Raw genomic sequence first — 23,635 nt, 5'->3', positions numbered from 1 at the left:
ATGAGCACCGAAACGGCGCCGCCGCTCCCGCCCTACCAGGGCATCCGGCTGGCCGACGTGCGCCTCGTGCGCAACGCCGACGACGCGAGCGCGGCCCTGGCCGCGCTGCTGGCGGCCGACGCGATCGGCTTCGACACCGAGTCCAAGCCGACCTTCCTGAAAGGCGAGACGTCGAGCGGCCCGCATTTGATCCAGCTGGCCACCGACGACACCGCCTACCTGTTCCAGATCGGCGCCGCGCCGGCGCTCGACGTGCTCAAGGCCATCCTCGAATCGACCACGACGCTGAAGGTCGGCTTCGGCCTCAGCGACGACGTCAAGCGCCTGCGCCACAAGCTCGGCATCGCGCCGGCCCAGGTGCTGGACTTGTCGGTGGCGCTGCGCGGCGGCCAGCGCAACGACCTGGGCGCGAAAAGCGCCGTGGCGAAGTTTTTTGGCCTGCACCTGCAGAAATCGAAAAAAATCTCCACCACCAACTGGGCCACGCCGCGCCTGAGCGAAAAACAGATACTCTACGCGGCCGACGACGCCCAGGTGGCGCTGCGGGTGTACCGGCGCTGGATCGCCGACGGCGGCAAGGTGGCGCCGGCCAGGCGCAAGACCGCATCGGCGCACGAAGCGGCGGCCCGGACCGCCGACTGAGCGGGCCGCACGGGCCGATCACAGCTGGGCGGCGGCCAGCCGGCCCAGCGTCGCAATGGCGGCCTCGTGGGTTTCATCCCAGATGTGGCCGTAATTAAGCCGCAGGCAATTGCCGAAGGCCCGGTTGGCGGAAAAAATCGGCCCCGGCGCCACGCTGATGCCATGCCGCAGCGCGCTGCGGTGCAGCGCCAGCGCATCCACGCCCTTGGGCAACTCGACCCAGACAAAATACCCGCCCTGCGGCCGCGTCACGCGCGTGCCGGCGGGAAAGTGCACGGCGATCGCCTCGAGCATCTGCTGCTGCTGCCCCGCCAACGCCAGGCGCAACTGGCGCAAATGGCGCTCATAGGCGCCCTGCCCCAGATAGTCGGCCAGCGCCAGTTGCGACGGCAGCGCCGCCGCCAGGCTGGTGGTCAGGCGCAGCCGCTCGACGGCGCGGGCGTAGCGCCCCGGCGCCGCCCAGCCGACCCGGAAGCCCGGCGCCAGGCTTTTCGAAAACGAGCTGCAGTGCATGACCAGCCCCTTGCTGTCGAAACTCTTGCTGTGCGCGGGACGCTGGGCGCCGAAATACAGCTCGCCGTAGACGTCGTCCTCGATCAAGGGCACCTCGTGCTCGGCCAGCAGCGCCACCAGCGCGCGCTTCTTTTCCGGCGGCATCAAGCCGCCCAGCGGATTCTGGAAGCTCGTCATCAACCAGCAGGCTTTCGGCCGGTGCCGCGCCAGCGCCTCGGCCAGCGCCGCCAGGTCGATGCCGTCGCGCGGGCTGGTGGCGATTTCGATGGCCACCAGGTCGAGCCGCTCCAGCGCCTGCAGGCCGGCGTAGAAGCTGGGCGACTCGATCAGCACGGCGTCGCCCGGCCGCGTGACGGCTTGCAGGCACAGGTTCAGCGCCTCCAGCGCGCCGTTGGTGATGACGATCTCGTCGCTGGCCACCTGGGCGCCGTCGCGCTGGTAGCGCAGGGCGATCTGGCGGCGCAGCTCGGCGTTGCCCTGGGGCAGGTCGGCGACCGTGCTCCACGGGTCGAGGCGGCGCATGCTGCCGGCCACGCAGCGCGCCAGCCTGGCCATCGGGAACAGCAGCGGGCTGGGGAAGGCCGAACCGAAGGGCACGATGTCGCGCGCGCCGGCCGCGCCCAGCACCTCGAACACCAGCTCGCTGACGTCGACCCGGGTCGAGGCGCCGGCCGGCTGCGACGCTTCCGGCTCGGGCGCCAGCGCGGCGCGCTGCGGCGCCACGTAATAGCCGGAGCGGGGCCGGGCGACGATCAGGCCGCGCGCCTCCAGCAGATAATAGGCCTGGAACACCGTGGCCGGGCTGACGCCGCGGCGCACATGCTGCTGGCGCACCGAGGCGATGCGCTCGCCCGGCAGCAACAGTTTATTGGCAATCATTGCGGCGATTTCGTCTGCCAGTTCTTCGTAAAGCTTCAAACCCATCCATCCAATCCGACCAAACTGATCTGTAGTTTTATTCCGCTTCTGAGCCTGTTTTTCTCCCGTCCGGGAGTATATCCTTGTGCCCGCTGCCTGTACGCTCGGCATTCAATTTTATAGGTATTTCCATGCACATGTTTTCAAGCCCGGCACGCGGGCGCGCCCGCTACGCCGTGCTTCTCTTCGCCCTCGCCGCAGGTCTGCCCGCGTTCGCCGCGGCGGCGCCTGCGGCGCCGGCCGTGCTGCCCGACTCGCTGGCGCAGCGCATCATGGCGTGCACCGCCTGCCACGCCAGCAAGGAGCGCAGCGACGCCTTCTTCCCGCGCATTTCCGGCAAGCCGGCCGGCTATCTGTACAACCAGTTGCTGAACTTCCGCGACGGCCGCCGCCAGTATCCCTTGATGACGTATATGATCGAGCACATGCCGGACGCCTATCTGCGCGAAATCGCCCAGTACTTCTCCGAGCAGCATCCGCCGGCGCCGCCGGCCCAGCCCAGCAACGCCACCGCCGCCATGCTGGAACGGGGCCGCAGCCTCGTCACGCTGGGCGACCCGGCCAAGAAAGTGCCCGCCTGCATCGCCTGCCACGGCGAGCAGTTGACCGGCGTCGCGCCGGCCATCCCCGGCCTGCTGGGCCTGCCGCGCGACTACGTCAACGCCCAGTTCGGCGCATGGAAAAACCACGCCCGCCGCGCCCAGGCGCCCGATTGCATGTCCGAAGTCGCCAATCGCCTGTCCGACGCCGACATCGCCGCCGTCTCCAGCTGGCTCGGCACGCAAGTCGCGGCGGCCGACGCCCGCCCCGCCACCGCCGTCAAATTGCCGCTGCCCCTGCGCTGCGGCGGCGTGCCACAATGATTTCCGTACCCATGAAAAAAACGCTTTCCCTTGCCGCCGCCCTTCTGCTCGCCGCCGGCGCCACCCGGCTGCTGCTGTGGCCGGCCGACGACATCGGCCCGCCGGCCGCCGCCAGCACGCTGACGCCGGAGGCCCTGGTGGCCCGCGGCGCCTATCTGGCCAAGGCCGGCGACTGCATGGCTTGCCACACCACCCGCGGCGGCGCCGCCTACGCCGGCGGCCGCGCGCTGCAGACCCCGTTCGGCAGCGTCGTCTCGCCCAACATCACCTCCGACCGGGAAACCGGCATCGGCGCCTGGAGCGCCGACGACTTCTGGCGCGCCCTGCACAACGGCAAGTCGAAGGACGGGCGCATGCTGTATCCGGCCTTCCCCTACACCAATTACACCAAGGTCAAGCGCGAAGACGCCGACGCCATGTACGCCTTCTTCCAGTCGGTGCCGGCGCAAAAACAGGCCAATCTGCCGCATCAGCTGCGCTTCCCCTACAACCAGCCGATCGCGCTGGCGGCCTGGCGCGCGCTGTACTTCAAGCCGGCCGTGTACGCCGAGGCGACGGGCCAGAGCGTCGAATGGAACCGCGGCGCCTATCTGGTGCAGGGCCTGGGCCACTGCAGCGCCTGCCACAGCAGCCGCAATCCGCTGGGCGCCAGCGACGAGGGCCTGTCCGGCGGCCTGATCCCCATCCTCGGCTGGTACGCGCCGTCGCTGACCTCGGACGCCGAGGCCGGCCTGGGCGACTGGGACACGGGCCACATCGCGCAATTGCTGAAAACCGGCGTGTCGCCGCGCGCCACCGTGTTCGGGCCGATGGCCGAGGTGGTGCAGGCCAGCCTGCAGCACCTGGACGACGCCGACGTCAACGCCATGGCCGTCTACCTGAAGACCCTGCCCGGCCCGGCCCAGCCGCGCGCCGTGGTGGAGCCGGACACCTCGTCGGCGGCCAAGGCGCAACTGGCGGCCGGCGCCAAGCTGTATGAGAATCACTGCGTCGAATGCCACCGCGCCGACGGCACGGGCATGCCGCCGGCCTACCCGCCGCTGGCCGGCAACCGCGCGCTGACGACGACCGAGGCGGTGAACCCGATCCGCATCGTGCTCAACGGCGGCTTCGCGCCCGGCACGGCCGGCAACCCGCGCCCCTACGGCATGCCGGCCTACGGCCCGCTGCTCAGCGACGCCGAAGTGGCCGCCGTCGTCACCTATCTGCGCAGCTCCTGGGGCAACAAGGCCGGCGCCGTGTCGGCGCTGGAAGTGAACCGCTACCGCAGCGTGCCGCTGGATTGAGCCTGGGCACATAAGCAAACAGCCCACCCGGCAGACGCTGCCGGGTGGGCTGTTTTGCATTGCGCCGCGCCCCGCTTAGCGGAACTTGCTGCGCGCGCCCGTGGCCAGGTCCAGGGCGAAACGCACGCCATTTTCACTTAGCATGACTTCCTCGGGCGGCTCCTCGCCGGCCAGCGCGCCTGGCGTCACCGGCAAGCCCTCGCCCTTGCGTATCAACTCGTCGCAACGCTCGTAGACATTGGCGCAACCCGTGCCGGCCATCAGGGCCTGGACGATCGCCACCTTCCAGGCGTCGACGCCGCCGGCCTGGAACTGGCAGATCAGGTAGCCGGCCGCGCCGCCGTACAGGTCGACCAGCAAACCCGGCAAACCATCTTCCTCGCCCTTGACCAGCGCCAGCAGCTGGTTGGCGCCGGCCGTATTCAGGCTGGCGGCGCGCTTTTCCAGCGCCGCCTTGACGCGGCGCTTGATCAGCGCATGGTCGACCGGTTCGCCTTCGTCGAAGGTCCAGACGCGGGCGCGGATCTGCGACTTCGAGTTATAGGCCGCGCGCGCCAGAAATTTTTTCGCCGACGACTGCACGATCGCGGTCGAGCCGGGCTTCATTTTCTCTTGCGGCTTGCCGTCGACGCGCTCGATCGCGGACGCGTAAATCCAGGGGTCGCCTGCCAGCAAGCTCTTTTCCTTGCCCTGTTTGATGGTGATGATCAGCATGTAATTCCAGTGGTATCGACCGGCCCCGGCCGGTCTGTATTGCGGGGTGGCGCGCCGCGCCGGGCGTGGCGCCCAAGACTGGCATGATACCTCATGCCGCCCTGTCGCAGCGGACGGCGTTCTGGCCGCCGCCGGCTGCAGTTCGTCGCACGCCCGTTTCCGGTGCGGCCGCGCACCCCTAGTATGGACAGGCAAACCAAGCATTCAAACAGACCGGACAACGACAAGGGAATGACATGAGCACATCGCAATCCACTTCCAGCGGCAGCCGCCGCCTCCTCCTCGGCGCCGCCGCGCTGGCGCTGCTGAGCGCGACCGCGCTGGCCTCGCCGCTCGACTGGATCTCTGGCAACAGAGTCAAGGGCGACGGCGCCGTGAACAAGCAAACGCGCAATGTCGGACAATTCACCGCGCTGGCGCTGAACCTGCCCGGCAGCGTCGAACTGCGCATCGGCGACAGCGACAGCGTCAGCGTTGAAACGGACGGCAATCTGCAGCCGCTGATCGAGACGACGGTCGAAGACGGCACACTGACTATCCAGGCCAAAAAGCGCCGCGCGACGCTGACGCCGACGACGCTGAAATTCATCGTCCAGGCCAGGTCCATCGAGCGCATCAGCGTCGGCGGCTCCGGCACCGTGTACGCGCCGGAACTGAACGGGCCGGAGCTGCAATTCAAGGTGGGCGGTTCGGGCTCCATCCATGTCAAGCGACTGCGCAGCGAAAATGTCGAGGTGAAGATTGGCGGCAGCGGCAACTTTACCGGCGCCGGCAGCACCGACCGCTACTCGGCGTCGATAGGCGGCTCCGGCAACGTCCAATCCGCGCAACTGAACGCCAACAAGGTGCAAGTGAACATAGGCGGCTCCGGCCATGCCACCGTCTGGGCAAAACAGTCGCTCGGCGCCAACATCGGCGGCTCCGGCAACATCGACTATTACGGCGACCCGGAGGTGAGCCGCAACGTGGCCGGCTCGGGCAAAATCAGGCGCATCGACGCCGCGCCGCACTAAAATCTGACCGGCGCGGCAACAAGGCCAAGCTTAGCCGCCGAGCAGTTGCTCCACGCTGGACGCGTCGAACAGCCGTTCGAACCACCGTTCCAGCTGCGCGGCCGGCGCCGCCTCTATCTGGGCCACGGCGGCCGGCGCCAGGACGCCGAAGCGTTTTTGCAGCAGGAAGCGCAACCGGGAACGGTCGCCCTGCAGTTGCCCCTCCTGCAACCCCTCCTGCCGTCCCTTCTGTATGCCGGCGTATTCCCACTCGTCGGCCAGAGTCGCAAATGTCTGGTTCAACATGGCCTGCACCTCCGATAAATCGTCCGGGATAATCATGTTATGACGTTTTAACTGGCGTCGCAACTGCGCCGCGATCCAGCGCGTCAGGCTGCCGCGCAAGGACGCGCATTCGCGCGTGCGCAACCATTCGACCAGGCCGGCGACGACCTCGACGATGTTCTGGCTGCTGCGCACCTGCTCCAGCCGGAAGATCGCCGCAATCAGATTGAATTGCGCGCCGGGCTGGCGCGCGTCGTAGCTGCCGCGGTCGATCAGCAGGTAGCGCTGGGCCGGCTGAAACGGCGCCAAGCCCTCGGGCGGCGCCAGCATCAGTTGCGCCAGGTCGGTGCTGGCGCTCCAGCGCGCGGCGCCGTTGTACAGCACGATGGGCAGCACCGGCGCCAGCTTGCCGCCGCGCGTCAGCGCGCGCCGCCTGAGCAGATCCTGGCACAACAATCCGACATACACCTGCATCCGCAAGGCCATCCAGGGATCGTTGCGGGCCTGGAACTCCAGCAGGATATACACATACACCCACTCCCCGCCCAGCCGGAGGCGCCAGACCATGTCATCGTGGCGCTGGCGCCCCGTGTCGCTGACATAACTGGCGTTGACGCGCTCGAAGGCGCTCAGCTCCAGCTGCCCGGCCCAGGCATATGGCAGAAAACCGGCCAACAGCTCGCGCACCACTTCCGGATGCGCGAACAATTGCTTATAGCCGCTGTCGTGTTCGTCCGCCATGCGCCATTGTAGCGGCCGACGCGACGGCCGGGCCGGGCGCCATCGCAGCCGCTTTGGCCCCGCGCAAACGCCGGCGCGGAAGGCGCCGAAACTTAGTGGGCCATCGCGGGGGCCGCGTGCGCCGGCGCCGGGTTGACATAGGTCAGCGCCTTGACCGGCACCGCCACCTCCAGCGTTTCCTGCTTCTTGCCCTTGCGCTGCAGCACCAGCGTCAGCGGCACCGTCTCGCCCTCCTTCAACTGCCGCTTCAACTCCAGCAGCATGATGTGGAAGCCGCCCGGCGCCAGATGCAGCGGCTTGCCGGCGGCCAGGTCGATGCCGGGCACCGCGTGCATCTTCATGGTCTGGCCGACCATTTCCATCTGGTGGATTTCGGTGATGCCGGCGACGCCGCTGCGCACCTCGACGAGGCGCACGTCCTCGGTCGATTGCAATTGCATGAAGGCGCCGGTGGCTTTGCCCTGCGGCACGGTGGCGCGTATCCACGGCGCCGTCACGCTGACCTGGGCCAGCGCGCACGAAGCCAGGGTCATGCCCGTCAAAAATGCGAAGAATTGTTTTTTCATTGTCGTTCTCAAAAAAGGAGGCGCGTTCGCGCCGGAAAAGGAAGCCATGCGGCCAACTGCGGCCGGGGTGCCGCGGCGCCCCGGTCAGGCAATGGCAAGGACGAGCGGACGGCGCCGCTCAAACCGGCGCAGGCGGACCGCGCGGACGCGCCGCCGACCACACCATCGACGGCCGGGGCGAACGGTACAGCAGGAAGGGATGGGGCTGATGCCGGTCGAACACGCCCGGCGTGGCCGCCGGGGCCGGCGGCAAGGCGAAACTGGCGGCGTGCGGCAGGCAATAGGCGCAGTGCCCGCCCGCCTTGGCGGCGGCGTCGCCGGCCGCGTCGGCGGCGTCGCCGGCGATGACGTCGCTGGCGATGGCGCGGCGGCCGTCGGCGCGGCAGATGTCCAGCGCCGCGGCCTGGCCGCGCGCGGCCGCGACGGCGTGCGAAATCGACGGCGCAAGCGCATTCAACAGGATCGCCAGACACGCGATCCAGATATGCAGCCGCCTCACCGTGAATGATTTCGCCATGGCGCCGATTATAGCCTTAGCGCGGTGCCTTGACCGTCTCGCGGTCGATCTGCACCGTGCTGGCGCCGTCGGTCAGCCAGATCTGGCCGTCCTGTATGGTGCATTGCAACTGCATGGTGCGCTGGGCCAGCTTGGACATTTCCAGCGCCGCCTCCGAGGGCAGATTGATCACGCTCAGGTTCTTGGCCCGCTCCAGCTTGCCGGCGATCTGCTTCCACCAGATATGGCTGGTGGCGCCGTAGCTGTAGACAATCACTTGCTCCGAGCGGCCGCAGGCTTTCAGGATGCGCTTCTCGTCCGGCTGGCCGACCTCGATCCACAACTGGATCGCGCCCGTCAAGTCCTTCAGCCACAGGTCCGGCTCCTCGGTGTCGAACAAGCCCTTGGTGAAGGTCAACGCCTCGTCGGCGTGCATGGCGAACGCCAGCAGGCGCACCATCATGCGCTCGTCCGTCTCGGACGGGTGGCGCGCCAGCGTCAGCGCGTGGTCCTGGTAATAATTGCGGTCCATGTCCGCCAGCTGGAGGTCCGCTTTGAAAATCGTTGCTTTGAGAGCCATCGGGTAAGGCCTGCCTAATAAGATAGATGAATGACTATTTGAAGACGACGGTCTTGTCGCCGTTCTGCAAAATACGGTGTTCGACAAACCACTTCACGGCGCGCGCCAGCACCACGCACTCGACGTCGCGGCCGATGGCCGTCAGCGTGTCGGTATCCATCGCGTGGTCGACCCGCTCGACGTCCTGCTCGATGATCGGTCCCTCGTCCAGGTCGCCGGTGACGAAGTGGGCGGTGGCGCCGATCAGCTTGACGCCGCGGTGGTGCGCCTGGGCATACGGCTTCGCGCCCTTGAAGCTGGGCAGGAAGGAATGGTGGATATTGATCGCCTTGCCGTGCAGCGCCGTGCACAGGCCGGGCGAGAGGATCTGCATATAGCGCGCCAGCACCACCAGGTCCACCTGGTGCGCATCCATCAGCTCGATCACGCGGGCTTCCTGCGCCAGCTTGGCCGCCTCCGGCGCGCCGGCGGCCAGCGGCAGGTGGTGGAAGGGAATATTGTAGCTGGCAGCCAGCTGGTAGAAATCCATGTGGTTCGAGACGATGGCCGGAATCTCCACCGGCAGCAGGCCGCTCTTGTAGCGGAACAGCAGGTCGTTGAGGCAGTGGCCGATCTTCGACACCATCAGCATCACGCGCGGCTTGTAGCGGGCGTCGTGCAACTGGGCCTTGAACTGCATCGCCTGCGCCAGCGCGGCGAAGGCGGCGCGCAACTGGCTGTCGCTGACGCCGGCGTCTTCCAGCGCGAAATGCACCCGCATGAAAAACAGTTGCGACTCCTGGTCGCCGAACTGGGCCGAATCGAGGATATTGCAGCCGTGTTCGGCGAGGAAGCCCGACACGCGGTGCACAATGCCGCGCTGGTCCAGGCAAGACAGGGTCAAAATATATTCAGGATGCATCATGGTAGGAAGAGCAGAATGTCGATATTGGTCGGTTCAGCCGGACGGCTGCGCGGGCCGTATTGTCGCACGACTGAGCAAAAAACCATGCATAGGCAAAAATAGTACGGTCGCCCGATTTACCTTATAGTGAGGCACACACAACCTTTTCAAGGAGACAAGATGACGACGACAGCATTGGAGAACCTGCAGTTCCGCCTCGCCGCCCGCCCGGTCGGCATGGCCAAGGCCAGCGACTGGCAGCAAGTGCGCGAAGCCGTGCGCGCCATCGGCGAGGGCGAGATCGTCGTCAAGACACTGTATCTGTCGCTGGACCCGGCCATGCGCGGCTGGATGAACGAGGGCAAATCCTACATCCGCCCGGTGGCCATCGGCGAAGTGATGCGCGCCGGCGGCATCGGCATCGTCGTCGCCTCGAACTCGCCCCGCTTCGCCGTCGGCGAGCACGTCTCCGGCATCCTCGGCGTGCAGCAATACTGGGCCGGCGCGGCCGACGACAAGGCCGCCGCCCTGCTCAAGGTCGACGCCGCGCTGGCGCCCCTGCCGACCTATCTGAACGTGCTGGGCATGCCCGGCCTGACCGGCTACTTCGGCCTGCTCGAAGTGGGCCAGCCGAAGGCCGGCGAAACCGTGGTCGTCTCCGGCGCCGCCGGCGCCGTCGGCATGACGGTCGGCCAGGTCGCCAAACAACTGGGCTGCCGCGTCGTCGGCATCGCCGGCGGCCAGGACAAGTGCGACTTCGTCGTCAGGGAACTGGGCTTCGACGCCTGCATCGACTACAAGGGCGGCGCCGTCAAGGAGGGCTTGAAGGAACACTGCCCGCGGGGCGTGGACGTGTATTTCGACAACGTCGGCGGCGACATCCTCGACGCCGTGCTCACCCGTATCAACCTGAAGGCGCGCATCGTCATCTGCGGCGCCATCTCACAGTACAACAACACCGCGCCCGTGCAGGGGCCGGCCAACTACCTGTCGCTGCTGGTCAACCGCGCGCGCATGGAAGGCATCGTCGTGTTCGACTATGCGCCGCGCTACCACCTGGGCGTGGCCGCGATGGGCCAGTGGCTCAAGGAAGGCAAGATGAAAAGCAAGGTCGACATCGTGCAAGGCATCGACAACTTCCCGGCCGCGCTGTCGATGCTGTTTGAAGGCAAAAACCTCGGCAAGCTGGTGCTGCAAGTGGCGTCCGCCTGAAGCGCGCGCGGCCGCCGCGCCGCCCCCTTTCCCCCTCCCCGGCGCCCGGCGCGGCGCCGGCGGCGCAAGCCGCTTCATCCACAGCAAAAAACCTCGACATTCACGGAACTTGCTGATTCGATAAAAGTCTATCCCTTTGCTTGATTCAAGCACAGCATCACCCGCAGCCGTCCGGGTGACCTTTTTGAGGGTATTTTTTATCGAGGTATTGATATGTTCACGCAAGCCATCACCCCTGCCATCAAATCGCACATGGAGGTGCAACTGGCCTTCCTGACGGATTTGTCCAGGAAAGCCTTCGACACCGCGCAACGGGTTAGCGAACTGAACCTGCGCCTGACGCAGGAATTGCTCGAAGAGATGACCTCCGCCAACCATCAAATGATGACAGCGCGGGACGCCGGCGAATTCGCCTCAGCCGCCAGCACCCAGCTCCATCCGGCGATGGAAAAACTGCGCAGCTACCAGCAACGCCTGTTCAACCTCATGGCCAGCGCGAACGCCGACATCACCAAAACGGCGGAATTCCACATCCCCGAGGCCAGCCGCACCGCGACGGCCGTCGCCGACGAAATGCTGCGCGCCGCCTCCGAGGAAAGCGAGAAGGCGACGCAGCGCCAGCGCGCCGCCCTCGACAGGATGAGCGAAGCGGCCCAGCGCGGCAACGGCATGGGGCAGCACCCCGGCCAATTGCAGGGCCAGGGCATGGGCCAGGGGCAGCAAGCCCACTAGCGGCAAGGGTCCGGGCTGACCTCCTCAAACGGCTCCCGGCGGCGCAAGGCCGCCGGCGCGCACGGCCCACCAACCATCAAGAACAGGAGCGACATCATGAGCGATGCAAAAAAGGATGGTGGCGCGGCGCACGCCGACGCGATCTCCCTGCTGACGGCCGACCATCAAAAAGTGCGGCAATTGCTTCAGCAATTTACCGAGCTGCAGAATGACGACGAGCAGCTCGACCTGAAACTCGAACTGGTCGAGCAAATCTGCTTCGAACTGACGGTGCACGCGCTGGCGGAGGAGGAACTGCTTTACCCCGCCGTGCGCGCCGCCCTCGGCGACGACGACCTGGTAGACGAGGCGGAAGCGGACCACGCCGGCCTGAAGGACCTGGTCAGCCAGCTCGAAGAAATGGAGGCCGACGACGCCGAGCTCGACGCCACCGTGGCGGTGCTGCTGGAGCAACTGGAACGCCATATCGCGCTGGAAGAGGAAGAGATGTTCGCCAGGGTGAAAAACGCCCAGCTCGACATCGTCGCCCTGGGCCGGCAGATCCGCGACCGCAAGATGGAAATCGAGGCCGACTTCAATGGCGCGCCGGCGCCGGTGCGCATGTCCGGCGGCGCCGAAGCGCCGCGCGACCAGGACAAACCCTGAGCGGCGCGGCGACATAATCGCCGCAGCCGTGGAACTAAGGCCGGTCATGCTCCTCTAAATAGCGGGTGCGACAAATTGTTAAGCATGCCAAAGCGGCACCCGACACAAACTCTGAGTCCCTGGGCAGCAGCGCTGGAATGGCAGCCGGGAAAACTTTATCAGCAGTAGGTAGAAGGAGGGAAACATGGCTACAAGTCAAGGAAACGATCAAGGGAAAAGCAGCCAGAAAGACGAGAGCCAAAGCGGCCAGAAAAGCGGAGGAAGCAAACGCGGCTTCGCGGCGATGGATGAGGAGCCGCAGCGCGAAATCGCCAGCAAGGGTGGCCAGGCCGCCCACCAAAAAGGAACCGCCCACGAGTTCGACTCGGAAGAGGCGCGCCGGGCCGGCCAGAAAGGCGGCGAGGCGGTCAGCCGCGACCGCGAACACATGGCCGAAATTGGCCGCAAGGGGGGGGAAAGCCGGCAATCGGCCAACCGCGAGGAGGCGGCCAAAAGCACCTCCTCGACCCGCGGCGGCACATCCGAACAGCACGCGAAGGCTGGCCGGCAGAGCCACAAAAACGACGAGAAGTAAGTCGCCGGGGGACCTGGCTCCCCCTCGGTCCGGGCCACACCGCCCGGACCCGCCCTACCACCACCCGCCCTCCTCACTGCCTCTCAAGACGGGGACAGACCACGATTTTCGGGAAAGTTTTCCCGAAAATCGTGGTCTGTCCCCGGCTTTACGCCTCCGCCATCCGCACTAGGTCCAGCGGGGAATGGACAAATTGCCCCGCCTCCTGCCGGAATTTTGTAAACGTTCTATAATTTCAGTAATTCCTGAAAATTCAACAATTACCGGCAATCACTATGACCAATCTCAGCCCCCTGGCGCAAAAATTCATCCTCCACTTCGGCGAAATGGGCAGCCGCTGGGGCATCAACCGCACCGTCGGGCAAATCTATGCGCTGCTGTATGTGCTGGCCAAGCCCCTCAACGCCGACGAAATCGCCGAGCATCTGGCGTTTTCCCGCTCGAACGTGTCGATGGGACTGAAGGAATTGCAATCGTGGCGCCTGGTCAAGCTGCTGCACCAGCCGGGCGACCGCCGCGAGTACTTCGAGCCGCCGAAGGATATCTGGGACATCTTCAAGGCCCTGCTGGAAGAGCGCCGCCGCCGCGAGGTCGAGCCGACGCTGTCGATGCTGCGCGACGCGCTGCTGGAGACGCCGGCCACTGAGGCCGACCGCGTGGCCCAGCAGCGCATGCGCGAAATGTATGACTTGATCGAGATGTCCAGCGCCTGGTTCGACGACGTCCAGCGTCTGTCGCCGGAAACCCTGTCCGCGCTGATGAAGATGGGCTCGACCGTGAAGAAGCTGCTCGACGTGGGCGACAATGTGCGCGACAAATTCCGCTTCGGCCGCCCCGCCGACGGCGACGGCGCCGCAGTGGCCGAGGCCGGCAAGGACGCGACATGACGGGGCCGCGGTTGCCCCGCGCCTCGCTGGCGCTGACCATCACGCTGGCGCTGATCGTCAAGGTGGCGATCCTGTCGCTGCTGTGGAAGGCCTTCTTCTCGGCGCCGCTCGCCAAAAAAATGCGCCTGCCCACCAGCGTCGTCGCACAACACCTGCTGGCCGCGCCCGCCCCGCTTTCCCCTCTTGCCCCGAAGGCCAACGATGATACCGATTGACGATGTAGTCAGCCTGTCGCGGCTGCAATTTGCCGCCACCGCGATGTACCACTTCCTGTTTGTGCCGCTGACGCTGGGCCTGTCCTGGATACTGGTCATCATGGAATCCGTCTACGTGATGACGGGCAAGGAGATTTACCGCGACATGACGAAGTTCTGGGGCAAGCTCTTCGGCATCAACTTCGCTATGGGCGTGACCACCGGCATCACGCTGGAATTCCAGTTCGGCACCAACTGGGCGTATTACTCGCACTACGTCGGCGACATCTTCGGCACCCCGCTGGCGATCGAGGGCATGATGGCCTTCTTCCTCGAATCGACCTTCGTCGGCCTGTTCTTCTTCGGCTGGACCAAGCTGTCGAAGGTCCAGCATCTGGGCGTCACCTTCCTCGTCGCCCTCGGCTCCAGCCTGTCGGCGCTGTGGATATTGATCGCCAACGGCTGGATGAACAATCCGGTCGGCGCCGAATTCAATGTCGAGACGATGCGCATGGAACTGGTCAGCATCGTCGACGTCATCTTCAACCCGGTGGCCCAGGTCAAGTTCGTCCACACCGTCGCCGCCGGCTATGTGACGGCGTCGATGTTCGTGCTCGGCATCTCCGCGCTCTACCTGCTGAAGGCCCGCGACATCCCCTTCGCCCTGCGCTCCTTCGCCATCGCGGCCGGCTTCGGCCTGGCCTCGACGCTGTCGGTGATCGTGCTCGGCGACGAGTCCGGCTACACGGCCGGCGAAGTCAACAAGGTCAAGCTGGCCGCCATCGAGGCCGAATGGGAAACCGAGCCCGCGCCGGCCGGCATCACCCTGATCGGCCTGCCCAACGACAAGGAGGAGCGCACCGACTACGCCGTCAAGATCCCCTATGTGCTGGGCCTGATCGCCACGCGCTCAACCGACAAGCAGGTGACCGGCATCAAGGACTTGAAGGCGGGCCACGAAGTGCGCATCCGCAACGGCATGCTGGCCTACGCGGCGCTGAGCCGCCTGAAATCGGGCGACAAGTCGGACGCCGCCCGCGCCGAATTCGCGCGCCTCAAGGCCGACCTCGGCTACGGCTTGCTGCTGAAAAAATACACGCCGAACGTCGTCGACGCCAGCGAGGCCCAGATCAAGCTGGCCGTCAATGACACCGTGCCGAAGGTGGCGCCGCTGTTCTGGTCCTTCCGCGCGATGGTCGGCCTGGGCCTGCTGTTCCTGTTCATCTTCAGCGCCTCGTTCTACTTCCTGATCCGCAAGAAGCTGGCCGCGCAGCGCTGGCTGCTGAAGCTGGCCGTGTGCGCGATCCCCCTGCCCTGGGTCGCCGCCGAGCTGGGCTGGGTGGTGGCCGAATACGGCCGCCAGCCGTGGACCATCGCGGGCATCCTGCCGACCCACCTGTCGGCCTCCACGCTGACGACGGGCAATCTGTACTTCAGCCTGGCCGGCTTCGTCGGCTTCTACACGCTGCTGCTGGTGATCGAAATGACGCTGATGATCAAATATGCCCGCCTCGGGCCGAGCAGCCTGCACACCGGCAAGTACCACTGGGAACAACAACATTAAGGAACGGCCATGTTATTCGACTATATGACCCTGAAACTGATCTGGTGGGGCTTCGTCGGCGTGCTCATCATCGGCTTCGCGCTGACCGACGGCTTCGACTTCGGCGTCGGCATGAGCCTGCCCTTCCTCGGCAAGACGGACGCCGAGCGGCGCGTCATCATCAACACCATCGGCCCCACCTGGGAAGGCAACCAGACCTGGTTCATCGCCGCCGGCGGCTGCCTGTTCGCGGCCTGGCCGCTGGTCTACGGCGCCGCCTTTTCCGGCTTCTACATCGCCCTGATGCTGCTGCTGTTCGCGCTGTTCTTCCGCCCCGTCGGCTTCGACTACCGCAGCAAGATCGCCGACCCGCGCTGGCGCGGCGCCTGGGACTGGGCCCTGTTCACGGGCGGCTTCGTGCCGCCGCTGATCTTCGGCATCGCCTTCGGCAATCTGCTGCAAGGCGTGCCCTTCCACTACGACGACACGATGCGCATGGAATACACGGGCAACTTCCTGACCCTGCTCAACCCCTTCGGCCTGCTCGCGGGCGTGCTCAGCGTCGCCATGCTGGCCATGCACGGCGCCACCTTCCTGCAGCAAAAGACCGAAGGCGCGCTGGCCGAACGGGCGCGCCGCATGGCGATGGCCGCGGCCGGCGTCAGCATCGCCGCCTTCGCCGCCGGCGGCGTGTGGATCGCCTACGGCATCGACGGCTACCGCATCACCGCCATGCCGGACGTCAACACCGCCTTCATGCCGGTGGCGAAAACCGTCGTGCGCGCCAGCGGCGCCTGGCTCGACAACTACGCGCGTTGGCCGGCCACGCTGGCCCTGCCCGCCGGCGCCCTGCTGGCGGCGCTGGCCGTCGTCGTGCTCAGCGCGCGCCGCCGCACGCTGGCCGCCTTCCTCGCCAGCGGCACGGCCGTCGCGGCCATCATCCTGACGGCCGGCAGCGCCATGTTCCCCTTCGTCATGCCGTCCTCGCTGGCGCCCGCCAGCAGCCTGACAGCCTGGGACGCCGTGGCCAGCCACAAAAGCCTGGGCATCATGTTCTGGGTCGTCGTCATCATGCTGCCGATCGTCGTCATGTACACCAGCTGGGTCTACAGCATCGTGCGCGGCAAGGTGACGCTGGAGCACATCCGCGACAACGAGCACACCGCCTACTAATCAAGAACAGGAGCAATGATGTGGTATTTCACTTGGATTTTAGGCATAGGCGTGGCCGTGGCGCTGGCCGTGATTAACGTCATGTGGCTGGAGTCGAACTACGCCTTCGGCCTGCGCGACGAAGAACAAACCCGCGCGCGCTTCGAGCGGGCCAGCCTGAAGGAGGAGGCGCGCAAGCGCTAAGGGCAAGGCTGGCGGCCGGGTTGTGGTACATTCTCGCCTCCATCGACCCGCCAGCCCCACCGCCATGCCAGCCCTGAAGTACCTTAGCGCCTATTCCGAGCAGACACAGGAACAAGTGTCGCAGCTGATCGCCCAGAACAAACTCGGCGAAGTCTTGCTCAAGCGCTATCCGAAAGCCCACGACATCCGCAACGACAAGGCGCTGTACCAGTACGTGCAGGAGCTGAAAACCGAATTCCTGCGCAACGCCGAGCCGATCAACAAAGTCGAGTTCGACAGCAAGATTCACGTCATCAACCACGCGCTGGGGCTGCATACCGCAATTTCGCGGGTGCAGGGCGGCAAGCTCAAGGCCAAGCACGAAATCCGCGTGGCGACGATGTTCAAGGAAGTGCCGCTGGAATTTCTGCGCATGATCGCGGTGCACGAACTGGCCCACGTGAAGGAAAAGCAGCACGACAAGGCCTTCTACAAGCTGTGCTGCTACATGGAACCGAACTACCACCAATATGAATTCGACCTGCGCCTGTACCTGACGCAGATCGACCTGGCCGGCCAGCGCCTGTGGGGCGCCGCCTGATACGCGCTACGCGCCGGGCGCGCCGCCGGCTTTGAAACGCCGCAACAAGGCATCCGGCCCGGCCTCGACCAGCATCAGCGCCGCGTGCTGCGGGCGCACGAAGCCCTGCGACTGCGCGTGGCCGATAAAACCCATCAAGCCGTCGTAGAAACCATCCACGTTCAGCAGCCCGATCGGCTTGGCGTGGATGCCCAGTTGCGCCCAGGTCAGCATCTCGAACAATTCCTCCAGCGTGCCCAGGCCACCCGGCATGGCGATGAAGCCATCCGCCAGTTGCGCCATCATCGCCTTGCGCTCGTGCATGTCCTTGACGATGAACTGGCGCGTCAGGCCGGTGTGGCCGATCTCGCGCTCGACCAGCGCCGTCGGAATCACGCCGGTCGCCTCGCCGCCCAGGCGCAGCACCTCGTCGGCGATGACGCCCATCAGGCCAACCTTGCCGCCGCCATACACCAGCGCCAGATTGTTCTCGACCAGCGCGCGCGCCAGCCCCTGGGCCGCCTGCGCGTAGTGCGGGGTGACGCCGGCATTGGCGCCGCAATAAACAGCTATCGACTTCATCGTATCCTTACTCCGCTAATTCCTCTTTGGCCGCCTCGACGTCCAGACGCTCCATGGCGTCCAGCGCCTCGCAGGCGGCGGCCTCCTGATACAGGGCGATGGCCTCGGCCATCTTTTTCTTGCCGTCCAACATCACGATCGCGTTCGCATACTCGATGCGGCCGATCGCCGAATCCGGATTGAGCTTGAGGGCCGTCTTGAAATGCCCGATGCCCTCTTCCTTCTTGACGCCATAGGTCAGGCCGCCGACCATGGCGCCGACCTTGTCGATGATTTCCGCGTGGTAGGCGCCGAAGGCGATGTGCGCCTCGGCGTGCGCCGGCGCCAGCGCCAGCGTCGCCTCCAGGCTGGCGCGCACCTTGCCGCCGACGCCCTGGGACAGCGCCTTCAGCACCGAGATGCCCTGGGCGTAACGGCCCAGGCTGTAAGCGTGCCAGTAAAAGCCGGCCGGATTGTTCGGCTGCTCGGCCTGCTGCCGCTCGCAGCGCTCGGCCACCTCCTCGAACGTGGCGATCCTCGCCTTGTCGTCCGTTTCCAGATAATTGGCATAGATGCACGTGGCCTTGTGCGCGACCGCATAGCCATTCACGCCGACGTCCAGGCCGAGCGTGGCGGCCAGCTCGAAATCGCCGGCATGAAAGGCAATCCACGCCTGCACCAGCGTCGCGTCGGCGGGAAACGGCTCGGCGTCGCCCACGTGCAACCTGGCCCAGGCTTTTTTCAGGCTGCTTGCTGTGTACACATAGGCTTTGTCCTGGTGCGGGAATTTATTCCATGCCACGGCCTTCTCCTTTATTTTAATTGTCGTAAATACTCTTCCGATAGTTTCTGGAATAGCAGATGCGTTTCATTGCGCAGGTAGGGGCCGACCAGGGACAAGACCTGATAACAGCCGCGCGCCAGCGCGTCCGACATCGATTGCTGCTCGGTGTATTTGCGCGGATTGCGCACGTACTCATACGACAGCCAATAAGTGGCGACCACCACCATATTCGTCGCCATCGCATTGATTTCCATGTCCGACGCTTCCAGCGACTTCTCGCTGCGCAAATCCTCGCACAACTGCTTGGCCACCTTGATCTTGTGCGCCAGGATCAGCTTGAAATGCAGCTCCAGCTTGCGGTTGCGCGACAGCAGGTCGTTGAGGTCGCGGTAAAAGAAGCGATAGCGCCAGATCAGCTCGAACATCAGGTGCAGGTACAGCCAGACGTCCTCGATATTCGAGCGGCGCCCGTCCGGCACCGTCAGGATGCGTTCGATTTCCGCCTCGAACTGGACGAAAATCGAATTGACGATGTCGTCCTTATTGCGGAAGTGGTAATACAGATTGCCCGGCGAGATATTCATCTCTTCGGCGATCACGGTGGTCGTGATATTCGGCTCGCCGAATTCATTAAATAGGCGCAGGGATAATTCCAGAATGCGTTCACGGGTACGGCGTGGTGCTTTTTGTAGCATAGCGGGCGTTCTCTGTTTTCTCTACTGCAAGCATAACACCGAAAAAGCGATCTAAGAAACTACTGATACCAGGGAAATCAAGGAAAAACGCGCTAAGGGCGCGGCCCCACTTTCAGGTAACGTTCCAGGTCGTCCAGCACTGCGCCCAACTGGCTCACGGCGCGCCGCGCCGGCGTCTGTCTGACCAGGCTCAGGCTGCGGTCCTGCAGCACCGCCAGCCGCAGCGTCATGCCGTGGCGCGCCAGCTTGGCGGCGATGTCCTTGCGCTGCCGCCATAACATCGCGCGGGTGTGCTGGTAAGCCTGCTCGCACATGCGGCGGCGGTTGTTGTAGCTGAAAATATTCGTGAAAAACAATTCGGCATCGTCCTGGTTCGGCTCGAACAAGAGAATATCGACGTGCGGGTGGCTGCGCTCATAGCTGGCCATGCCCGCTTCCACGCGCGAGTGCAGGATCGAGCGCAGCGTCTGCGACAGCACGTCGAGCAGGCCGCCGCCGGCCAGCTTGCGCGCCGGCGCCGGGCGCGCGCCGCGGCGGCGCCCTGCGTCGGCGCGGCGCGGCTCGGCCGTCGAGTCGTAGGGCACGATGGGATTGACGCAAATGAGCAGGCCGACGCCCTCCTCCAGCGCGATGGAGGCGTGCATGGTCTTGCGCAGCGCGCCGTCGACGAAATGGCGGCCGCCGATTTCCACCGGCGCGAACAGGCCAGGCACGGCCGCGCTGGCCTGCACGGCGACGGAAATCGGCGTGCCGTCCCAGCCCGGCGCGCCGAAGCGCACGGCCTTGCCCGTGTCGAGGTCGGTGGCGACGATGACCAGTTTGCGCTTCAGCTTGCGGAAGTCGTTGCTCCGCCCCGCCTTGGCAAAGGTCGCCCTCAGGAAGGTTTCAATCGCCTCGCCGGACAGGAAACCGGCCGGCAGCGCCTCCTTCATGCGCTCGAACGACGACGCCAGACTGCCGCGCCGGCGCGCGTAATGCAGCAGGGAGCCGCACAACAGCCCCGGCACGCTGCGGGCGCGCTTGCCCAATTCCTTCAAGGCCGGACGCAGCAAGGTTTCCGGTTTAAACAAGGGCGCGCCGTCGATGGCCTCGACATCGCTTTCGATGAACAGGCGGCACATCTGATGCGGCGTGACGCCGTTGGCCAGGCCGGCCGCGATGATGCCGCCGGCGCTGACGCCGACGTAAATATGCGCGTCGGTCAGGTCGAGGCCGTCGATGGCCTCGGCCAAGGCCGCCAGCGCGCCGATTTCATAGACGGCGGCCAGCGGCCCGCCGCCGGCCAGCGCCAGGCCGACGCCCGGCTTGGCGGCGCTGCTCGGAGAGTCAATTGCGGTCATCGGTCAATCTATACTGTGCAACAACAAAAAGGCTTGCGCTGCGCACAAGCCCGGATGCGAGTCCCCCCATCGCCCGGCGCCAAGCCCGGACCCGGCCGGCGTCACCGGCGGCCAGGGGTGAAGACCGGTCTTGCGCCGGACGGGGCCGCGCCGACGGCGGCCCTGGGGGGATGGGCGCGCTGCGCACCGGTGCGATTTACGCCGACGGCGTGGCGTCGGTCGCGTTGACAACGGGGACGGCGCTGGCGGCGGCCTTTTTCGGCGCGGCCTTCTTCACGGCGGCTTTCGGCGCCGGTTTGGCGATCGACGCGGCGGTCGGGAAGTTGACGCCGGCCTTGGGCGCGGCCTTCGCGGCCGGCTTGGCTTTCGCGGCCGGCTTGGCTTTTGCTGCCGGCTTGGCCGCCGCCTTCGGCGCCGCCTTGGCGGCAGGCTTGGCGGCCGCTTTCGCCGCTGGTTTGGCTGCCGCTTTGACGGGCGCCTTGGCTGCGGCGGGCACTTTCTTGCCCGACAACTCGGCGACGATCTTGCTGAGTTGCTCAACGCGCTTGCTCAACTCCTGGATATCCTTCTGGGTCGGCACGCCGATCTTGCCCAAAGCGCGAGAAACGCGGTCCTCGAAGACCTGCTCCAGCTTGTCCCAGGAACCGGAGGCTTGCTTGCTGACGCCGTCGGCCATCTTCGTCACGGTGCCGGTCACGTCGGAGACGCGGTCTTCGGCGCGCTTTTGCAGCTCGGTGCCTTCCTTAACCAGTTTCGAGAATACCCGGCCGCCCTCTTCCTGCGCCTTGGCGAAAGCGCCCAGGCCGGCTTGCCAGATTTGCTGGGCAGAAGTGCGAACTGCACTGGCCAATTGCGTCTCTTCGTCTTTTGCCAGTGATTTCAGTTTCTTTACCATAGTCAGCTCCCGTTTATAAAAGTTCAATTCGATGAAATCATTTTAGAGAGCAAAACTAGAGACGGGATTCTAATGCGATAGAGAAGCGCTTCTAAAGACGCCGCGGCGGATGAAGACGCCTTGCCAATCGGCGGCCACCCTGTAATGATTAGGCAACTTATTTCTACAAATCGAAAAGGAGAAACAGGATGCGGTATTTTGTCACCGGCGCGACAGGTTTTATTGGCAAACGCCTGGTCAAGAAACTATTGGCGCGCAAAGGCAGCGTGGTGCATTTTCTGCTGCGCGAGGGCAGCCGCGACAAGATACCCGCGCTGCTGGAATACTGGGGCGTGTCGAAAACGCGCGCGATCCCCGTGTTCGGCGACCTGCGCAGCGCCAAACTGGGCGTGTCGAAAGAAGACCTGAAGACGCTGGGCGACAGCATCGACCACTTCTACCACCTGGCCGCCGTCTACGACATGCTGGCCGACGCCGACGCGCAATTCACCGCCAACGTCGGCGGCACCCGCAACACCGTCGAGCTGGCCAACGCGATCCGGCCCGCCTGCTTCCACCATGTCAGCTCGATCGCCGCCGCCGGCATGTTCGAGGGCATCTTCCGCGAAGACATGTTCGACGAAGCCGAGGGCCTAGACCACCCCTACTTCGCCACCAAGCACGCGGCGGAAAAAATCGTCCGCGACGAACTCAAAGGCGCCTGGCGCGTCTACCGTCCCGGCATGGTGGTGGGCGACTCGCAAAGCGGCGAAGCGGACAAGATCGACGGCCCGTATTACTTCTTCAAGATGATCCAGCGCATCCGCCAATTGCTGCCGCCGTGGATGCCGACCATCGGCCTGGAGGGCGGCCGCATCAACATCGTGCCGGTCGACTTCGTCGTCGACGCGATGGAGCACATCTCGCACCAGCCCAAGCTCGACGGCATGTGCTTCCACCTGACCGACCCCGAGCCGATGCGCGTGGGCGAAGTCCTCAACACCTTCTGCCGCGCCGCGCACGCGCCGACGATGAGCATACGTGTCAACGCCGCCCTGCTCGGCTTCATCCCGAAATCCATCAAGAAAATCGTCATGTCGATGACGCCGGTGCGGCGCGTGCGCGACGCCATCATGAAGGACATCGGCCTGCCCTCCGGCATGATGACCTTCGTTAACTACCCGACCCGCTTCGACAGCCGCCACACCACCCAGGCGCTGAAGGGCACGGGCATCGCCTGCCCGCCGCTGGCCAGCTATGCGGCGCCCGTGTGGGACTACTGGGAGCGCAAGCTCGACCCCGACCTGTTCATCGACAAGACGCTGCGCGGCCAGGTGGCCGGCAAGGTCGTGCTGGTCACGGGCGGCTCCTCGGGCATCGGCCTGGCGGCCGCGCACAAGCTGGCCGAGGCCGGCGCCGTCACCGTCATTTGCGGCCGCGACGCCGCCAGGCTGGCCGAGGCGAAAAAGGCGATCCAGGCCGACGGTTTCGACGTCATCACCTACCAGGCCGACGTCGCCGACATGGCCGACTGCGACCGCTTCGTCGAGCTGCTGATCGCCGAGCACGGCGGCGTCGACATCCTCGTCAACAATGCCGGGCGCTCGATCCGCCGCGCCATCGAGGCCAGCTACGACCGCTTCCACGACTTCGAGCGCACCATGCAGCTGAACTACTTCGGCTGCCTACGCCTGACCATGGGCCTGCTGCCCAAGATGATCGCGCAAAAGCGCGGCCACATCATCAACATCTCCTCGATCGGCGTGCTGACCAACGCGCCGCGCTTCTCCGCCTACGTCGCCTCGAAGGCGGCGCTGGAGGCGTGGACCCGCTGCGCCTCGTCGGAGCTGTCCGACGTCGGCATCAAGTTCACGACGATTAATATGCCGCTGGTGCGCACGCCGATGATCGCACCGACCAAGATCTACCAGAACGTGCCGACGCTGGCGCCGGAGGAAGCGGCCGAGCTGATCGCCGAAGCCATCGTCCACCGGCCCGTGCGCATCGCCACCCGGGTCGGCATCGCCGGCCAGGTGCTGCACGCCCTGATGCCGCGCGTCGCGCAGATCGTCCTCAACACGACCTTCCGCATGTTCCCCGACTCCGACGCGGCCAAGGGCGGCGACCAGAAGGCGCCGCCGATGTCGTCCGAGCAGGTGGCCATGCAGCAGTTGCTGCGCGGCGTGCACTTCTAAGGCGG

27 protein-coding genes are annotated in these 23,635 nt (G+C 65.6%); 15 read left to right on the top strand and 12 right to left on the bottom strand.

Annotated features, from left to right (window positions below):
- Complete coding sequence (locus OIK44_RS21320) at positions 1–642, top strand: 3'-5' exonuclease (RefSeq protein WP_273673743.1); 642 nt, start codon at positions 1–3, stop codon at positions 640–642.
- A gap of 18 nt (positions 643–660) precedes the next feature.
- Here the strand turns inward: OIK44_RS21320 and OIK44_RS21315 are convergent, their stop codons facing one another.
- Entirely contained in the window at positions 661–2,073 is a 1,413-nt protein-coding gene (locus OIK44_RS21315; RefSeq protein ID WP_337587213.1) for an aminotransferase-like domain-containing protein, read from the bottom strand.
- A 131-nt stretch (positions 2,074–2,204) separates the two neighbouring features.
- Between OIK44_RS21315 and OIK44_RS21310 the strand changes: the two genes are divergently transcribed.
- Positions 2,205–2,936 (top strand): c-type cytochrome, encoded by a 732-nt coding sequence (locus tag OIK44_RS21310; RefSeq protein ID WP_273673739.1) that lies wholly within the window; start codon positions 2,205–2,207, stop codon positions 2,934–2,936.
- Positions 2,937–2,947: 11 nt separating this feature from the next.
- Positions 2,948–4,222, top strand: a complete 1,275-nt coding sequence (locus OIK44_RS21305) for a c-type cytochrome (RefSeq protein ID WP_273673738.1) — start codon at positions 2,948–2,950, stop codon at positions 4,220–4,222.
- A gap of 75 nt (positions 4,223–4,297) precedes the next feature.
- Here the strand turns inward: OIK44_RS21305 and OIK44_RS21300 are convergent, their stop codons facing one another.
- On the bottom strand, positions 4,298–4,936 hold the full coding sequence (locus OIK44_RS21300; RefSeq protein ID WP_273673736.1) for a class I SAM-dependent rRNA methyltransferase: 639 nt from the start codon (positions 4,934–4,936) through the stop codon (positions 4,298–4,300).
- 236 nt (positions 4,937–5,172) lie between these two features.
- Here OIK44_RS21300 and OIK44_RS21295 point away from each other — a divergent pair, with 236 nt between their 5' ends.
- Positions 5,173–5,949: a head GIN domain-containing protein gene (locus tag OIK44_RS21295; RefSeq protein WP_273673735.1), complete on the top strand. Its 777-nt coding sequence runs from the start codon at positions 5,173–5,175 to the stop codon at positions 5,947–5,949.
- Positions 5,950–5,979: 30 nt separating this feature from the next.
- On the opposite strand, the gene OIK44_RS21290 is transcribed toward OIK44_RS21295, so the two are convergent.
- The 5 genes from OIK44_RS21290 to purU all read right to left on the bottom strand — a co-directional run bounded on the left by OIK44_RS21290 (position 5,980) and on the right by purU (position 9,500).
- Positions 5,980–6,954 carry an Rpn family recombination-promoting nuclease/putative transposase gene (locus OIK44_RS21290; protein ID WP_273673734.1) on the bottom strand — a complete coding sequence of 325 codons (975 nt, stop codon included), beginning with the start codon at positions 6,952–6,954 and terminating at the stop codon, positions 5,980–5,982.
- 92 nt (positions 6,955–7,046) lie between these two features.
- Entirely contained in the window at positions 7,047–7,520 is a 474-nt protein-coding gene (locus OIK44_RS21285) for a copper chaperone PCu(A)C (RefSeq protein WP_273673733.1), read from the bottom strand.
- A 118-nt stretch (positions 7,521–7,638) separates the two neighbouring features.
- A complete protein-coding gene (locus OIK44_RS21280; protein WP_273673731.1) occupies positions 7,639–8,037 on the bottom strand; it encodes a DUF2946 family protein in 399 nt (132 codons plus the stop codon).
- Between the two features lie 16 nt (positions 8,038–8,053).
- Positions 8,054–8,596 carry a YaeQ family protein gene (locus tag OIK44_RS21275; RefSeq protein ID WP_273673730.1) on the bottom strand — a complete coding sequence of 181 codons (543 nt, stop codon included), beginning with the start codon at positions 8,594–8,596 and terminating at the stop codon, positions 8,054–8,056.
- Between the two features lie 34 nt (positions 8,597–8,630).
- Positions 8,631–9,500: a formyltetrahydrofolate deformylase gene (gene purU, locus OIK44_RS21270; protein WP_273673728.1), complete on the bottom strand. Its 870-nt coding sequence runs from the start codon at positions 9,498–9,500 to the stop codon at positions 8,631–8,633.
- A gap of 159 nt (positions 9,501–9,659) precedes the next feature.
- Here purU and OIK44_RS21265 point away from each other — a divergent pair, with 159 nt between their 5' ends.
- The 10 genes from OIK44_RS21265 to OIK44_RS21220 all read left to right on the top strand — a co-directional run bounded on the left by OIK44_RS21265 (position 9,660) and on the right by OIK44_RS21220 (position 17,202).
- Positions 9,660–10,691 (top strand): NADP-dependent oxidoreductase, encoded by a 1,032-nt coding sequence (locus tag OIK44_RS21265; protein ID WP_273673726.1) that lies wholly within the window; start codon positions 9,660–9,662, stop codon positions 10,689–10,691.
- 213 nt (positions 10,692–10,904) lie between these two features.
- Entirely contained in the window at positions 10,905–11,423 is a 519-nt protein-coding gene (locus OIK44_RS21260) for a phasin family protein (RefSeq protein WP_273673724.1), read from the top strand.
- 96 nt (positions 11,424–11,519) lie between these two features.
- Positions 11,520–12,068 carry a hemerythrin domain-containing protein gene (locus OIK44_RS21255; protein ID WP_273673722.1) on the top strand — a complete coding sequence of 183 codons (549 nt, stop codon included), beginning with the start codon at positions 11,520–11,522 and terminating at the stop codon, positions 12,066–12,068.
- 184 nt (positions 12,069–12,252) lie between these two features.
- Complete coding sequence (locus tag OIK44_RS21250) at positions 12,253–12,642, top strand: KGG domain-containing protein (RefSeq protein WP_273673721.1); 390 nt, start codon at positions 12,253–12,255, stop codon at positions 12,640–12,642.
- Between the two features lie 275 nt (positions 12,643–12,917).
- Entirely contained in the window at positions 12,918–13,529 is a 612-nt protein-coding gene (locus tag OIK44_RS21245; RefSeq protein WP_273673720.1) for a GbsR/MarR family transcriptional regulator, read from the top strand.
- Entirely contained in the window at positions 13,526–13,744 is a 219-nt protein-coding gene (gene cydP, locus OIK44_RS21240; protein WP_273673719.1) for a cytochrome oxidase putative small subunit CydP, read from the top strand. The genes OIK44_RS21245 and cydP overlap by 4 nt, the downstream gene beginning before the upstream one ends.
- Complete coding sequence (locus OIK44_RS21235; RefSeq protein ID WP_273673718.1) at positions 13,731–15,287, top strand: cytochrome ubiquinol oxidase subunit I; 1,557 nt, start codon at positions 13,731–13,733, stop codon at positions 15,285–15,287. Before cydP ends, OIK44_RS21235 begins: the two co-directional genes overlap by 14 nt.
- A 9-nt stretch (positions 15,288–15,296) precedes the next feature.
- Complete coding sequence (gene cydB / locus OIK44_RS21230; protein WP_273673717.1) at positions 15,297–16,439, top strand: cytochrome d ubiquinol oxidase subunit II; 1,143 nt, start codon at positions 15,297–15,299, stop codon at positions 16,437–16,439.
- A gap of 18 nt (positions 16,440–16,457) precedes the next feature.
- On the top strand, positions 16,458–16,622 hold the full coding sequence (gene cydX, locus OIK44_RS21225) for a cytochrome bd-I oxidase subunit CydX (protein ID WP_273673715.1): 165 nt from the start codon (positions 16,458–16,460) through the stop codon (positions 16,620–16,622).
- Positions 16,623–16,686: 64 nt separating this feature from the next.
- Positions 16,687–17,202, top strand: a complete 516-nt coding sequence (locus tag OIK44_RS21220) for a YgjP-like metallopeptidase domain-containing protein (protein ID WP_273673713.1) — start codon at positions 16,687–16,689, stop codon at positions 17,200–17,202.
- 6 nt (positions 17,203–17,208) lie between these two features.
- On the opposite strand, the gene OIK44_RS21215 is transcribed toward OIK44_RS21220, so the two are convergent.
- The 5 genes from OIK44_RS21215 to OIK44_RS21195 form a co-directional block, all read right to left on the bottom strand.
- Positions 17,209–17,763, bottom strand: coding sequence for an LOG family protein (locus OIK44_RS21215; RefSeq protein ID WP_273673712.1), 555 nt, complete (start codon positions 17,761–17,763; stop codon positions 17,209–17,211).
- Between the two features lie 7 nt (positions 17,764–17,770).
- Positions 17,771–18,544 carry a tetratricopeptide repeat protein gene (locus OIK44_RS21210; RefSeq protein WP_273673711.1) on the bottom strand — a complete coding sequence of 258 codons (774 nt, stop codon included), beginning with the start codon at positions 18,542–18,544 and terminating at the stop codon, positions 17,771–17,773.
- An 11-nt stretch (positions 18,545–18,555) separates the two neighbouring features.
- Positions 18,556–19,221, bottom strand: coding sequence for a TetR/AcrR family transcriptional regulator (locus OIK44_RS21205; protein WP_273673709.1), 666 nt, complete (start codon positions 19,219–19,221; stop codon positions 18,556–18,558).
- A gap of 92 nt (positions 19,222–19,313) precedes the next feature.
- Positions 19,314–20,561, bottom strand: coding sequence for a patatin-like phospholipase family protein (locus OIK44_RS21200; RefSeq protein WP_273673707.1), 1,248 nt, complete (start codon positions 20,559–20,561; stop codon positions 19,314–19,316).
- 196 nt (positions 20,562–20,757) lie between these two features.
- A complete protein-coding gene (locus OIK44_RS21195) occupies positions 20,758–21,456 on the bottom strand; it encodes a phasin family protein (protein ID WP_273673704.1) in 699 nt (232 codons plus the stop codon).
- A 188-nt stretch (positions 21,457–21,644) separates the two neighbouring features.
- Between OIK44_RS21195 and OIK44_RS21190 the strand changes: the two genes are divergently transcribed.
- The gene (locus OIK44_RS21190; RefSeq protein ID WP_273673702.1) at positions 21,645–23,630 is read left to right on the top strand and encodes an SDR family oxidoreductase; all 1,986 of its coding nucleotides are present in this window, start codon (positions 21,645–21,647) and stop codon (positions 23,628–23,630) included.
- Positions 23,631–23,635: the final 5 nt, after the last annotated feature.

The sequence above is a fragment of the Janthinobacterium fluminis genome (genome assembly GCF_028595325.1).
GTDB classification, from domain to species: Bacteria; Pseudomonadota; Gammaproteobacteria; order Burkholderiales; family Burkholderiaceae_D; genus Janthinobacterium; species Janthinobacterium fluminis.
This window is presented reverse-complemented; position numbering and strand designations above follow the sequence as displayed.

Excerpts from the sequence above, each read along its gene's own strand:
- OIK44_RS21320 (WP_273673743.1), top strand. The coding sequence starts at position 1 with ATGAGCACCGAAACGGCGCCGCCGCTCCCGCCCTACCAGGGCATCCGG.
- OIK44_RS21310 (WP_273673739.1), top strand. The coding sequence starts at position 2,205 with ATGCACATGTTTTCAAGCCCGGCACGCGGGCGCGCCCGCTACGCCGTG.
- OIK44_RS21305 (WP_273673738.1), top strand. The coding sequence starts at position 2,948 with ATGAAAAAAACGCTTTCCCTTGCCGCCGCCCTTCTGCTCGCCGCCGGC.
- OIK44_RS21300 (WP_273673736.1), bottom strand. The coding sequence starts at position 4,936 with ATGCTGATCATCACCATCAAACAGGGCAAGGAAAAGAGCTTGCTGGCA.
- OIK44_RS21295 (WP_273673735.1), top strand. The coding sequence starts at position 5,173 with ATGAGCACATCGCAATCCACTTCCAGCGGCAGCCGCCGCCTCCTCCTC.
- OIK44_RS21290 (WP_273673734.1), bottom strand. The coding sequence starts at position 6,954 with ATGGCGGACGAACACGACAGCGGCTATAAGCAATTGTTCGCGCATCCG.
- OIK44_RS21285 (WP_273673733.1), bottom strand. The coding sequence starts at position 7,520 with ATGAAAAAACAATTCTTCGCATTTTTGACGGGCATGACCCTGGCTTCG.
- OIK44_RS21280 (WP_273673731.1), bottom strand. The coding sequence starts at position 8,037 with ATGGCGAAATCATTCACGGTGAGGCGGCTGCATATCTGGATCGCGTGT.
- OIK44_RS21275 (WP_273673730.1), bottom strand. The coding sequence starts at position 8,596 with ATGGCTCTCAAAGCAACGATTTTCAAAGCGGACCTCCAGCTGGCGGAC.
- purU (WP_273673728.1), bottom strand. The coding sequence starts at position 9,500 with ATGATGCATCCTGAATATATTTTGACCCTGTCTTGCCTGGACCAGCGC.
- OIK44_RS21265 (WP_273673726.1), top strand. The coding sequence starts at position 9,660 with ATGACGACGACAGCATTGGAGAACCTGCAGTTCCGCCTCGCCGCCCGC.
- OIK44_RS21260 (WP_273673724.1), top strand. The coding sequence starts at position 10,905 with ATGTTCACGCAAGCCATCACCCCTGCCATCAAATCGCACATGGAGGTG.
- OIK44_RS21255 (WP_273673722.1), top strand. The coding sequence starts at position 11,520 with ATGAGCGATGCAAAAAAGGATGGTGGCGCGGCGCACGCCGACGCGATC.
- OIK44_RS21250 (WP_273673721.1), top strand. The coding sequence starts at position 12,253 with ATGGCTACAAGTCAAGGAAACGATCAAGGGAAAAGCAGCCAGAAAGAC.
- OIK44_RS21245 (WP_273673720.1), top strand. The coding sequence starts at position 12,918 with ATGACCAATCTCAGCCCCCTGGCGCAAAAATTCATCCTCCACTTCGGC.
- cydP (WP_273673719.1), top strand. The coding sequence starts at position 13,526 with ATGACGGGGCCGCGGTTGCCCCGCGCCTCGCTGGCGCTGACCATCACG.
- OIK44_RS21235 (WP_273673718.1), top strand. The coding sequence starts at position 13,731 with ATGATACCGATTGACGATGTAGTCAGCCTGTCGCGGCTGCAATTTGCC.
- cydB (WP_273673717.1), top strand. The coding sequence starts at position 15,297 with ATGTTATTCGACTATATGACCCTGAAACTGATCTGGTGGGGCTTCGTC.
- cydX (WP_273673715.1), top strand. The coding sequence starts at position 16,458 with ATGTGGTATTTCACTTGGATTTTAGGCATAGGCGTGGCCGTGGCGCTG.
- OIK44_RS21220 (WP_273673713.1), top strand. The coding sequence starts at position 16,687 with ATGCCAGCCCTGAAGTACCTTAGCGCCTATTCCGAGCAGACACAGGAA.
- OIK44_RS21215 (WP_273673712.1), bottom strand. The coding sequence starts at position 17,763 with ATGAAGTCGATAGCTGTTTATTGCGGCGCCAATGCCGGCGTCACCCCG.
- OIK44_RS21205 (WP_273673709.1), bottom strand. The coding sequence starts at position 19,221 with ATGCTACAAAAAGCACCACGCCGTACCCGTGAACGCATTCTGGAATTA.
- OIK44_RS21200 (WP_273673707.1), bottom strand. The coding sequence starts at position 20,561 with ATGACCGCAATTGACTCTCCGAGCAGCGCCGCCAAGCCGGGCGTCGGC.
- OIK44_RS21195 (WP_273673704.1), bottom strand. The coding sequence starts at position 21,456 with ATGGTAAAGAAACTGAAATCACTGGCAAAAGACGAAGAGACGCAATTG.
- OIK44_RS21190 (WP_273673702.1), top strand. The coding sequence starts at position 21,645 with ATGCGGTATTTTGTCACCGGCGCGACAGGTTTTATTGGCAAACGCCTG.